Genomic DNA, 11,981 nt, shown 5'->3' with positions numbered 1-11,981 from the left:
ATGGCGGCGGTGATGGCCGCAATACACACCGTGAAACCGCCAAAGGGGGCCAACACCAAAGCCGTCAGGGCGGTCCAAGTGATTAATGGTGAAGTGGGGACGTTATACCCGCCGGCCTTGAGAGTGGCGATGCCAGGTGCGTTCTGCGAAGCCATCGTCACGACAAAGAAAGGAATACCTATGCCCAGCAACGTCGACAGCGTGAAGTGGGGAGCGATAAATTCCGGCTTGGCGAAGGACAGCGCTTGTTGGGTGAAATGAATGTTACCCTGTAACGCCGCGATGATCAGCCCGGCAATCAGCGTCAGAACGATGCCGTAGCGCGGCAGATAGCGGCGAGTGAACAGATACACCAGGCACATACCGGCGCTGAGTGAAAAATTGATCTGCAAAGAAGCAAAGGCGTCCAACCCGAAGCGGAGTAATATCCCGGCCAGCATCGCTGCCGATATGGCCTGCGGGATATGGTTCATCAACCTGGCAAACAGGCCGGTGACACCACACAGCAGGATCAGTCCACTGGCGAAAATGAACACCCCGATGGCCTCATTGAGTGGGGTGCCGGGCAAACTGGTGACTAACAACGCGGCACCGGGCGTCGACCAGGCCGTGAGGATTGGCGTACGGTAATAGAGCGATAGCCCCAACGAGGTGAGACCCATGCCTAGACCAAGCATGCTCAGCCAGCCGCCAATTTGTATCGGGCTGGCCCCTGCAGCCGCTGCGGCCTGGAAAATAATCGCCGCAGAACTGGTGTAACCTACCAATACCGCCACAAAACCGGCGACGATGGCAGAAAAGGAGATATCACGTAATGAGAGTGCAGGACGCATAGCCGCTCCCGAGTCAGTGTGCGTTATAACGGTCGAATTGACGGAGCATAGCATCGTGCGTTATAGCGCACAAGGGGCTATAATCGCCGCAGGTTTATCAGGAGAACAGCTATGCAGGATCTTGCCAGCCATTTGGCACAAACGCTGAAGTCATTACGTACCCAGCGCGGTTGGAGCCTTAATCAGGCCGCCGAAAATACGGGCGTCAGCAAGGCGATGCTCGGGCAGATCGAACGGGGCGAGTCCAGCCCAACGGTGGCGACCTTATGGAAAATGGCTACCGGGTTTAACGTGGCTTTCTCCGCTTTTCTGGAAACGGCGCCGCTGCAACCAGCAGCTATGTTGCATCGTTATGGCGAGTTGCCAATCTTCAATCAAGACAATGCCGACATGCGCGTGGTACCGCTGTTTCCTTTCGACCACCAACTGGGTTTTGATATGTTTGTGATCGACTTGGCTCCTGGCGCGCTCAGTGAATCCTCGGCTCATGAGCCGGGCGTGATTGAACATGTGATTGTCATCAGTGGCCAGTTGGAGCTGGCGATTAACGGCGAGTGGCATAGCCTTGCCAGTGGCGAAGCCATGCGTTTCCAGGCGGATTGCCCACATGCGTATCATAATGCCAGCGCAGAATCAGTTCGCATCCACGATCTGATCCATTACCCGCAGGATTTATCGCCACGGGATAGAGAAGGGTGCTCATAGATCGTCTCCCTGTAAGTCACGGATGGGGCGAACCCCATCCGTGGGATCGCCTTACCGTTGTTTCAGGCAAGACAGAATGGCAGCAATTTCCGTTGTTCCTTGTCTGACACGCAATTCACATAGCGAATCACGAGTTATCCAGGTGAATGCGATCAGCGTCACACAGATAACGATCAGGCATAAAACCAGCAGTTTTTGCGGCATTCTTAACCTCCTTATCCCTTGATTTCGGGAATTTTAGAGGATAATCTCACCTTGTTAGGGAGTGAGATCGGCCTCGGATTGATGTAAATCGGTCCGGGGCTTTTCTCTTTCCATCCTTTACCAAATGCTCCAGACGGAAAGATCCAGAGCACCCACCTGCAGTCTACTTAATCCCCACGCTGTTGAATGCACTCGATTGTTCAGATAGCGAAGCGTTTCGCAATTTTTCTGTGCAGCATAAAAAAACGCCGAAGCTAGGCTCCGGCGTTTTTTGAGGTCAGGTTACAGCAGGGATTAGAGGGCAGCCGCTTTCGCTTTTGCAGCCGTATCTTCTGCGGTATCCAGCGTCATGCGGTACAGCTTCGGTGCGGTGAGCATCATCAGCACGGCGATCACCGCCGTGGCGATACCAATCTGCATAAACACATGGCTGTAGATAGCCAAAGAAGCATGCGCGTCGTTGATGTCGCTTGGTACGGCGGTCAGACCTGCTACTTTACCGGCGATCAGCGCGGCGGCGGCGGTGGTCAGGAACCAGGAGCCCATGATAAAGCCCATCAGACGCTGCGGCACCAACTGAGCCACCATGGCCAGACCCAGACCAGAAATCATCAGCTCACCGATACTCTGCAGGGCATAGCTCAAGATTAGCCAGTTAACGGACACGATGCCCTGGTCGTTGGCGAAGCTTGCGCCCCACGGCAGCACCAGGAACGCCCCGGAACACAGGATCATGCCGAAGGCAAACTTGTGCGGCATTGGCAGACGATCGCCCATCTTGTTATACAGCGCGGCGAGAATAGGGCTGGCCATCATGATCCAGAACGGATTCAGTGCCTGATACTGCTCCGGCTCAAAAGCGATCCCCAGAATATTGTGCTCAACGTTGTGGATAGCAAAGAAGTTCAGTGAAGTTGGCATCTGGCTATACAACACGAAGAATACTACCGCTTCGAGCATCAGCAGGAAGGCTACGATCATTTTACGACGTGCGGCACCGTGTAAGGCGAAGGTTTCCTTGGCGAACACGATGACGATACCCACAGAGACGATAGCCAGTGCCCAGCGTGCGATAATCTGGTTGTGCAGCAACCAGCTGGAAACGGCGACCAATGCCACTACGCCAACGATAACCATCAGCAGTTTCTTGATCTGCAAAGGCTTAAAATCAGGTTTTGAACCGTATTGCTTCACCCAGCGGTGGCACATCATAAAGTTGACCAGGGTGATCAACATACCTACCACGCTCAGTGAGAAGGCGACGCTCCAGCCATATTTGGCAGCCAACCACGGCGTTGCCAGCATGGAGAAGAATGAGCCGATGTTGACGGACATATAGTACATAGTGAATGCACCGTCCAAACGCGGATCGTCTTTCTCATAGCAGGTTGACAGCAGGGAAGAAGGGTTGGCTTTAAACAGACCGCTACCGACGGCGATGGTGGCCATCCCCAGGTAAACCCAGAAGATATCATGGCCAGAATAGGCCACCATGGCGTAACCGGCGGCCAGCACGATGGCCCCCAATACGATCACCCGCTTGGAGCCAAGAACTTTATCCCCCAACCAGCCACCAATGGCCACGAAACCGTACACCAGTGCGCTGAATGAGGAGAACAGCGTAATCGAGTCGGCCTCACTCAGGCCAAGCATCTTGACCAGATAGACCGCCATGATGCCTTGCAGACCGTAGTAGCCGAAACGTTCCCAGAGTTCAATCGAGAAGATCAGGTAGAAGGCCTTAGGTTGCTTAAACGCGTTAAGGCTAATGTTATCCGAAGAATTGTTGTTTGCAGTTGACACTGGTACCTCTGGTTTTTTCACTACCCGTATTGTCAGGACGGGAAATAGCAGAATGTGATGCAGGGCTGCACCCTTCTGCATTGTTATAGGATGAATGCCGGCGGTTAATGTTCACTATCTTTGTCAACGAGGCAAGCTTTTTGACATGTTCTGTTACATATAACATTAACATCGCTATGCAACTATGTTGCAAATGTTATGCAGTATTAACGTTTGCCATTATTAAATTTGCCGAGTTTTTGTTTTGCTTAAAAGCTATCCTGAATTAATTTAGCTATATCTTCTGCTATTTGCTCCATATCCAGTCCATACCAATGCTCATGACTGCTTAGGCCTTGGTTTGTTGTGCATAACATGGAATATGTGAAACTTTAGAAAATAGGGTATTCGGATGAGAGGTTTGTAAATGAGATGTGATCGTCAAGACGTGAGGTTAACCACAATTTTTGACTAATTTTACGGTTGAAAATATCTGAAACAGCGAGTTTGTAGGGAAATCCCGGATTTCACCAAGGTTAATGCTGCCCGAAGTCACATTTTTGATAAAAACCGGAGAGAAGAGTCGCGGACACGGAGCACCGTGCCCAGCAGGCTCAGTTTAGCGGATAGACTTTCTCTTTAAACTCGCACAAGTCTTCGATAATGCATGAACCGCAGCGCGGTTTACGGGCGATACAGGTATAGCGGCCATGCAGGATAAACCAGTGATGGCAGTCGACTTTAAACTCGGCGGGAACCACTTTCAGCAGCTTTTCCTCCACCTGCTCCACGTTTTTCCCTGGGGCGAAGTGGGTGCGGTTACAGACGCGAAAGATATGGGTATCAACGGCAATGGTTGGCCAGCCGAAGGCGGTGTTCAACACCACGTTGGCCGTTTTACGTCCCACGCCGGGCAAGGCTTCGAGTGCGGCACGATCTTCCGGTACTTCACCGTCATGCTTTTCCAGCAGAATACGGCAGGTTTTAATCACGTTCTCGGCTTTGCTGTTAAACAGGCCGATGGTTTTGATGTACTCTTTTACGCCGTCTACCCCCAACGCCAGCAAAGCCGCCGGCGTGTTGGCAACCGGGTAGAGCTTGGCCGTGGCCTTGTTAACGCTGACGTCGGTGGCCTGAGCGGAGAGCAGCACGGAAATCAACAGCTCAAAAGGTGTGGTATACACCAGTTCGGTGGTCGGATGTGGGTCGTTATCCCGTAAGCGGGTCAGGATCTCCAGGCGTTTCTCTTTATTCATAACGCTTTCTCTACGTGTCCCTGTTCCATGTTAGGTTCAACAGCCAAAGCCTTGGCTTTACGCGCCTTCATTTTTTCGTCAATCAGATATTTGGTTGCCAGCATCAACCCCAGACCGATAAAGGCACCCGGTGGCAGCATGGCCAGCAGGAAAGGGGTGTCGAAATGGACAATCTCGATGCGCAGCACCTTGGCCCAACCGCCCAGCAGCAGGTCAGCGCCATCAAATAGCGTACCGTTACCTATTAGCTCGCGCAGCGAACCCAGCACAAACATGGCACTGGTGGCGCCGAGCCCAATGGCCATACCGTCGATCAATGCCAATCCTACCGGTTTTCGCGCTGCCACCGCTTCAGCTCGCCCCACCACGATGCAGTTGGTGACGATCAACGGGATAAAAATCCCTAACGACTGATACAGGCCGAAAGCGTAGGCGTTGATCAGCATCTGCACGACACTTACCGCGGCGGCAATGATCATCACGTAAATCGGGATGCGGACTTCGCTCGGGATCCAACGGCGCAGGGCGGAAATGGAACCGTTGGTAATGGTCAACACCAGCGTGGTGGCCAGCCCAAGCCCCAAGGCGTTGGTAGCAGTCGACGTCACCGCCAGCAGCGGGCACAGCCCCAATAATTGCACTAGCGCAGAGTTGTTTTTCCACAACCCCTGCACGATTAACTCTTTGGCTTCACTCATTCGCTGGCTCCGCAGGCAGGCAAGGTATCCAGTTTAGGCGGCAGCGTCTGCATAAACAACGCTGTACGACGTACGGCATTGACCACAGCTCGCGGGGTGATGGTGGCCCCGGTGAACTGATCAAACATGCCGCCGTCTTTCTTCACAGCCCAACGTTTATCCTCTGGGCCGTCGATCTTCTTCCCGCTGAAAAAGGTGATCCAGTCGGTGATACGTAGTTCGATTTTGTCGCCCAGCCCAGGCGTTTCGTGATGTTCCATCACGCGGGTTCCCAGCACCGTGCCGTTAAAATCGGCGCCAACAAGCAGTTGGATTGCTCCAGAATAACCGTCAGGCGCGGTCGTTTCCAGCGCGGCCGCCACCAGTTGGCCCTGCTTACGTGCCAGATACAGATGGTGCGGCGTGCCGTTGCCCAACGCCGGATCGCTGACCAGCAGGCATTCTCTCTGCATATCGTTGTCATAATGTTCCGGCGGGACGACCTGGTCCAGCAGCGCTTTCTGTTGCAACGCCGCCTGGTGGGCAATAGTGGTTTTGGTTAACTGGTACACCACGGCGGTCAGGCCGGTGGTGACAGCGGCAAACACGGCCAGTGTGGTGCCATGCTTTCTCATGGAATTAAGCATATTGACTCCTCAACGGTGGCCATACACGCGTGGCTGCGTGTAGTGATCGATCAAAGGCACGGTAATGTTGGCCAGCAGTACGGCAAAGGCTACCCCGTCTGGATAACCGCCATACACGCGGATCAGCCAGACCAGCAAGCCAACCAGGCCGCCGTATATCAATCGCCCTTTAGGCGTGGTAGAGGCACTGACCGGGTCGGTGGCAATAAAGAAAGCCCCGAGCATAGTGGCCCCGGAAAACAGGTGGATCAGCGGGGAAGCCTGATGGGCGGGATCTAACGTCCAGGCTAATCCTGAGCACAGGGCAATGACGGCCAACATGCTGAACGGGATTTGCCAGTGGATCAGTTTACGGCCCAGCATAAACAGGCCGCCGAGCAGGAAGCCCAGGTTAATCCACTGCCAGCCGATACCGGCCAGGGTGCCACCAAACAGCGGTTGCTGGAGCACCTGCTCTACCGAGTGGCCGCTGCGTAGGCCGGTTTTAAAGCCGTCCAATGGCGTTGCCTGGCTGATGCCATCAACGCCCATCTGCAATTGGTGCAGAGTGGCTCCCTGGGCGGTGTGGCCGCTGAAAATAGCTAGCAGGGTATCCGGCAGGGTCAGGGTGGTCGCACGCAGTTCTTCCGGTGGTAACCAACTGGTCATCTGTACCGGGAAGGAGATTAGCAGCACCACATAACCCACCATGGCCGGGTTGAAAGGGTTTTGCCCCAGTCCGCCGTACAGCTGTTTGGCGATCACAATGGCGAAAAAGGTGCCGATAACGATCATCCACCAGGGAGCCAGCGGTGGCAGGCTAATGCCCAGCAACAGCGCGGTGAGCAGGGCGGAATTATCTGCCAGCCGTGCCTTGACCGGCTGTTTACGTAGCGCAAGAATGGCGGCTTCGGCCCCGAGGGCGGTTACCATCGCCAGCGCGGTCTGAATAAGGTTGCCATAGCCAAAAAACCACAGCTGTGCGGCCATGCCGGGAATGCAGGCCAGCATAACCCAAAGCATGATGCGGCTGGTGCTTTGCTGGCTATGGGTAAACGGAGAGCTGGCGATGTGTAAGCCTTTGGGGGCTGCCTGTTGTACCGGCCTGAACTTCATAGAATAACTACCATTTCTTTGCCATGTTAATCAGTGCATTCACGGTGCGGGCACCGGGGGAAATTACAGTGCTGCATTCTACCTCAATCATATGTCCGGTAATACGTGCTAATCATAAGGATATTCAGCTTTTGCTGTGAGAAAAATCCAGACTGGGTGTAAAACGTGCAGTATGGGTTGTCATACTGATGATCGAGCTGCTATTTTTGGACTCCTTGGCGCACGGAATAACAACTTTCATATAATTAACGTAGGTTACTATTCTGGGCATTTTTGAAGTAGCGAACATCTGATAATGACTAATGAAGATATTTTATTTATTGAAGAGCTGATTGAATGGGTCGAAATTCATCTGGAAACGCGGCCAAATCTGGATGAGGTTGCGCGTATCTCCGGCTACTCCAAGTGGCACCTGCAGCGTAAGTTCAAGCGTATCACCGGTATCCAGCTCGCCACCTATATTCGCTCACGCATTCTTACCCGTGCGGCGGTTGCGCTGCGCATCAGCAACCGTATGATTATCGATATCTCCGATGAATTGGGGTTTGATTCACAGCAAACCTTTACCCGGATGTTTAAGCAACGTTTTGGCATTACGCCAAACCGCTACCGTACCATGGACAAATGGGACGTGAAGAGCCTGATGCCGCGCTTCGACTTCGAAGCCGTGTATGAGGCAGGTTTTTATCCGGAGATACAGCGGATGAAGTTGCCGGATACGCACCTGGTCGGTTTTACGCGCGAGATGGAGTTTGATACAGCCCAAGAGATGGCCATTTCTTCCTGTATCGCCATGAAGGGTGAAATCTTTAATGACTTCTTCAAAGGGCTGAATATGGAGTGCCACAAGGTATTCAGCATCCATTCTGCCAATGAGCGCGGCGAAGGCGAGTGTTCAGTCACGCATACCATGGCGGTGGAGCCGGAATTCAAGAAGGACATCCTTTCTGGCCACAAGATTGAAGATATTCGCTTGCCCGCGCGCGAGTACATCGCGATTACCCATCAGGGGACGGCCAAAGAGTGTGTGAAATTTATCTCTTACCTGATCTCGCAGGTGATGCCAGGGCTGCGCAACGAAGTGCGCGGGAGCATAGAGATGGAGATGATCGAAGCCAAGGCGTGGAACCAGGATGCCAAACTGAGGCAGATCGATGTCAATTACACTTACCTGATTTCTATCGATTAAGTGGGGCCTTGCGTTCGGCAAGACCCCCAAACAGCTTACTCTTTATCTACCATCGCTAGCTGCTGTGCGGCCTTTTTGGCCTTGACCCGGGCCAGCGCGGCAGCAACGGCAGCCTTGCGCGGATCCTCCGTTTCTGCCGTAGGGATGGGTTCCTCATCAACTTGCGGTTGTGAAAGCTCAGCTTGCTGTGCGGCCTTTTTGGCCTTGACTCGGGCTAGCGCGGCGGCAACGGCGGCCTTGCGCGGATCGTCCGGTTCAACCGTAGGGATAGGTTCCTCGTCAACTAGCGGTTGAGAAAGCTCAGCCTGCTGCGCGGCCTTTTTCGCTTTCACGCGGGCTAATGCTGCCGCTACCGCAGCCTTACGCGGATCCTCTGAAACGACAGTTTCCGCCACGTTCTCAGCGTCTTGTGCCTGCGCCGCTTTCTTGGCTTTGACTCGTGCCAACGTCGCAGCCACGGCCGCTTTACGTGGGTCCTCATCTTGCACCGCGGCGGCCGCAGGCATCTCGCTTGCCTGCTCGAGCTTACGCTCTCTGGCCTGTGCCTTACGCGCTTCGCGGGCAGCAATGGCGGCGCTGTTATCCGGTTCCTGGCCAGTGATAGCAATGCCAGCCGCCTCACTGTTTTTACTGCGCACGCGAGCCAGCGCCGCCTGAACGGCATCCTGATCGCTGTCGGTCAGTTTCACCGCGGCCTTTTTATGACGCTCTTCGCGCGCCAGCTTCTCACGCTCTAAGCGGGCCAGCTTGGCTTCATAACGTGCCTTGGCTTCGGCGGTACGTGCCGCTTCCTGATCCAACGCGTTAATCTCAGCCTTCTCTTGGCGATAATATTGCACTAACGGAATATTGCTGGGGCAAACGTAGGCACAGGCACCACATTCGATACAGTCGAACAAATTATGTTTACGCGCCTTCTCGTGTTCTTCACCACGGCTGAACCAGTAAAGCTGCTGCGGCAATAGCCCGGCAGGGCAGGCATCAACGCACAGCCCACAGCGGATACAGGACTGCTCTGGTTCTTGTACGGCCATTTCGTCCACCGTAGGGGCCAGCAAGCAGTTGCTGATTTTGACGATCGGCACGTCTAACGTTGGCAGCGTAAAGCCCATCAGCGGGCCGCCCATTACCACCATCTGCTGGGATTGCGGTCGATAGCCGCCAAAGGCCAGCAGGTGTTGTACCGGGGTGCCGAGGCGCGCCCAGACGTTGCCCGGTTGGCTCATGGCCTCACCGGTTAAGGTGACGACTCGTTCAATCAATGGCTCGCCATCGACAATCGCACGCTTGATGGCAAAGGCGGTGCCTACGTTCTGCATCAGCACGCCGATGGTGGACGAACGCTTGCCGTGAGGCACTTCTTTGCCCGTCAGGATCTTGGTTAACTGCTTGGCCCCGCCCGAAGGATATTTGGTAGGGATCACCCGCAGGGCGATGTCATCCTGCCCGCGCAAAGCGGCTTTCAGAGCGGCGATAGCTTCCGGCTTGTTATCTTCGATGCCGATCAGCGTCACCTTGGATTGTAGCAGGTGGCGCAGGATCTGGGTGCCCTCGATAATCTGAGCGGCCTGTTCCTGCATCAGCCGATCGTCGGCGGTGATATACGGCTCGCATTCGGCAGCGTTGAGGATCAGGGTTTCTACCTCTTCGCGGCCGCCTTGCAGCTTACTGGCCGTTGGGAAACCCGCACCGCCCAGCCCGGCAATCCCGGCCTGATGAATACGTTGGATCAGCTCTGCTGCGTCAAGTTGGCGGTAATCGGCTACCGGCGTCAGTTCGCACCAGCGGTCTTCGCCGTCTGGATCGAGGATCACGCACAGCTCCGCCAACCCTGAAGGGTGGGCGGTAACCTGAGGTTCAATGGCGCGGATGGTGCCTGAGGTTGGCGCATGTACCGGCAGGGTACGGCCACGGCCAAAGGTCAGCGGTTGGCCTTTCAGTACGTAGTCACCGGCTTTGACACACAGCTCACCCTCCGGCCCCAGATGCTGTTGTAAGGGGACGATAAAAATGTCGGGCAAGGGAGCCACGCGCAGTGGCACACCGCTGGACTGGGTCTTCATCTCGGGTGGATGAATACCCCCGTCAAAATCCCAAATCCGATCTTTTTTGATAGCGGCGAACAGATTAAACATGTTGCTCCACGGGGATCACTTGCACCGGAATGGTTTGCATATCCCACTTCCAGCTGGCGGTCGTGGTGGCGACCGGTTTCATTTCAATACAATCGGTCGGGCAGGGCGCAACGCACAGATCACAGCCGGTACAGAGATCGGTAATGACCGTGTGCATGGCGCGGGTAGCGCCCACGATAGCGTCGACCGGGCAGGCCTGAATGCACTTGGTGCAGCCGATGCAGTTGGCTTCGTCAATAAAGGCGACCTTACGTACCGGCTCGGCCACGGCGGCACCGCCGTCCAGCGGTTGTGGCTCGACGTTCAGTAATTCGGCCAGCTTGAGCATTACCTGCTCGCCACCCGGGGCGCATTTGTTGATTATCTCGCCATTGGCAACCGCCTCGGCATAAGGGCGGCAACCGGGATAACCGCATTGGCCACATTGGCTCTGCGGCAATATTTCGTCGATCTGTTCGGCAACCGGATCTTCTTCCACCTCAAAGCGGCGCGCGGCAAAGCCCAGCACCAGGCCAAACAGCAGTCCCAGAGCGCTTAATGCCGCCACAGCAATCCACAACGCAGTCATTAGAATCGCACCAGCCCGGTAAAGCCCATAAAGGCCAGAGACATCAGGCCAGCGGTGATCAAGGCGATGGAGGAGCCGCGAAACGGCGCGGGCACATCGGCTACCGCCAGGCGTTCACGGATGGCGGCAAACAGCACCATCACCAATGAGAAGCCCGCGGCGGCACTAAAGCCATAAACCGCAGACTGCAGGAAGTTGTAGCCCAGGTTGACGTTGAGCAACGCCACGCCTAACACGGCGCAGTTGGTGGTGATCAGCGGCAGGAAAATCCCCAGCAGGCGATACAGCGCCGGGCTGGTTTTACGCACCACCATTTCGGTGAATTGCACCACGACGGCGATCACCAGAATAAAGGACAGCGTGCGCAGATAGACCAGATCCAACGGGATCAGGATAAAGCTGTTGATGAGCCAGGCGCAGACCGAGGCCAGCGTCATGACAAAAGTGGTTGCCATGCCCATGCCGATGGCACTTTCCAGTTTTTTGGAAACGCCCATAAAAGGGCATAGGCCCAGGAATTTCACCAGGACGAAGTTGTTCACCAGTACGGTGCCAACAAACAAGAGCAGGTATTCGGTCATTGCAATGCCTAAAAAAATAAAAGCCGCCTATTATCGGTAATTGGCGGCGTAACGACAACATACTAATTGCAAGGGTATTGCGCTTTTTTGCCCGTTTTGCTGAGAATTTACCCGGCAGGGCGATCAAATCGTGCCTTGCTGCGGTTACTTCTCGGTGAAGGTGCCTTTCACGCGCTTGGAACGCTTAAAATAGGGCACCAACAGAGCCGCCATCACCAACGGCCATAACAGGCTGCGCACAGCCAGTTCATCGGGCACAGGGGCAAAGGCGAAAGCCTTGATCGCCAATAGCACGGTGATCAGCAGCCA

General features: G+C 54.8%; 13 protein-coding genes. 2 read left to right on the top strand and 11 right to left on the bottom strand.

Going from position 1 to position 11,981, the window contains the following annotated elements; all coding sequences use genetic code 11:
• Nucleotides 1–833: benzoate/H(+) symporter BenE family transporter (locus ACLQ7H_RS27080; protein WP_411755342.1), on the bottom strand; the 833-nt coding region annotated here is incomplete at its 3' end.
• 111 nt (nucleotides 834–944) lie between these two features.
• On the opposite strand from ACLQ7H_RS27080, the gene ACLQ7H_RS27075 reads away from it, so the two are divergent.
• Complete coding sequence (locus ACLQ7H_RS27075) at nucleotides 945–1,538, top strand: helix-turn-helix domain-containing protein (RefSeq protein ID WP_411755341.1); 594 nt, start codon at nucleotides 945–947, stop codon at nucleotides 1,536–1,538.
• Nucleotides 1,539–1,589: 51 nt separating this feature from the next.
• Here the strand turns inward: ACLQ7H_RS27075 and ACLQ7H_RS27070 are convergent, their stop codons facing one another.
• From ACLQ7H_RS27070 to rsxD, 6 genes are all read right to left on the bottom strand, one after another.
• Nucleotides 1,590–1,742 carry a Hok/Gef family protein gene (locus tag ACLQ7H_RS27070; RefSeq protein ID WP_059200725.1) on the bottom strand — a complete coding sequence of 51 codons (153 nt, stop codon included), beginning with the start codon at nucleotides 1,740–1,742 and terminating at the stop codon, nucleotides 1,590–1,592.
• 294 nt (nucleotides 1,743–2,036) lie between these two features.
• Nucleotides 2,037–3,545: a dipeptide/tripeptide permease DtpA gene (gene dtpA, locus ACLQ7H_RS27065; protein ID WP_411755340.1), complete on the bottom strand. Its 1,509-nt coding sequence runs from the start codon at nucleotides 3,543–3,545 to the stop codon at nucleotides 2,037–2,039.
• Between the two features lie 593 nt (nucleotides 3,546–4,138).
• On the bottom strand, nucleotides 4,139–4,780 hold the full coding sequence (gene nth, locus ACLQ7H_RS27060; protein ID WP_411755339.1) for an endonuclease III: 642 nt from the start codon (nucleotides 4,778–4,780) through the stop codon (nucleotides 4,139–4,141).
• Nucleotides 4,777–5,478 carry an electron transport complex subunit E gene (locus ACLQ7H_RS27055; RefSeq protein WP_411755338.1) on the bottom strand — a complete coding sequence of 234 codons (702 nt, stop codon included), beginning with the start codon at nucleotides 5,476–5,478 and terminating at the stop codon, nucleotides 4,777–4,779. The genes nth and ACLQ7H_RS27055 overlap by 4 nt, the downstream gene beginning before the upstream one ends.
• Nucleotides 5,475–6,104, bottom strand: a complete 630-nt coding sequence (rsxG, locus tag ACLQ7H_RS27050) for an electron transport complex subunit RsxG (protein ID WP_411755337.1) — start codon at nucleotides 6,102–6,104, stop codon at nucleotides 5,475–5,477. The genes ACLQ7H_RS27055 and rsxG overlap by 4 nt, the downstream gene beginning before the upstream one ends.
• 9 nt (nucleotides 6,105–6,113) lie before the next feature.
• Nucleotides 6,114–7,199, bottom strand: a complete 1,086-nt coding sequence (gene rsxD / locus ACLQ7H_RS27045; protein ID WP_411755336.1) for an electron transport complex subunit RsxD — start codon at nucleotides 7,197–7,199, stop codon at nucleotides 6,114–6,116.
• 295 nt (nucleotides 7,200–7,494) lie between these two features.
• Here rsxD and ACLQ7H_RS27040 point away from each other — a divergent pair, with 295 nt between their 5' ends.
• Nucleotides 7,495–8,388 (top strand): helix-turn-helix domain-containing protein, encoded by an 894-nt coding sequence (locus tag ACLQ7H_RS27040; protein ID WP_411755335.1) that lies wholly within the window; start codon nucleotides 7,495–7,497, stop codon nucleotides 8,386–8,388.
• A gap of 35 nt (nucleotides 8,389–8,423) precedes the next feature.
• Here ACLQ7H_RS27040 and rsxC read toward each other — a convergent pair whose 3' ends face one another.
• From rsxC to ACLQ7H_RS27020, 4 genes are all read right to left on the bottom strand, one after another.
• Nucleotides 8,424–10,523 carry an electron transport complex subunit RsxC gene (gene rsxC, locus ACLQ7H_RS27035; protein ID WP_411755334.1) on the bottom strand — a complete coding sequence of 700 codons (2,100 nt, stop codon included), beginning with the start codon at nucleotides 10,521–10,523 and terminating at the stop codon, nucleotides 8,424–8,426.
• Nucleotides 10,516–11,091, bottom strand: coding sequence for an electron transport complex subunit RsxB (gene rsxB, locus ACLQ7H_RS27030; RefSeq protein WP_253082627.1), 576 nt, complete (start codon nucleotides 11,089–11,091; stop codon nucleotides 10,516–10,518). The genes rsxC and rsxB overlap by 8 nt, the downstream gene beginning before the upstream one ends.
• Nucleotides 11,091–11,672, bottom strand: a complete 582-nt coding sequence (gene rsxA / locus ACLQ7H_RS27025; protein ID WP_021178056.1) for an electron transport complex subunit RsxA — start codon at nucleotides 11,670–11,672, stop codon at nucleotides 11,091–11,093. Before rsxA ends, rsxB begins: the two co-directional genes overlap by 1 nt.
• 144 nt (nucleotides 11,673–11,816) lie before the next feature.
• On the bottom strand, nucleotides 11,817–11,981 hold a 165-nt coding region (locus ACLQ7H_RS27020; RefSeq protein WP_411755343.1), incomplete at its 5' end, for a DUF2569 family protein.

The organism is Serratia sp. (in: enterobacteria) (assembly GCF_046715635.1).
GTDB lineage: Bacteria > Pseudomonadota > Gammaproteobacteria > Enterobacterales > Enterobacteriaceae > Chania.
Note: the sequence above shows the minus strand (reverse complement) of the source record. Positions and strands in the feature narration are given on the sequence as shown.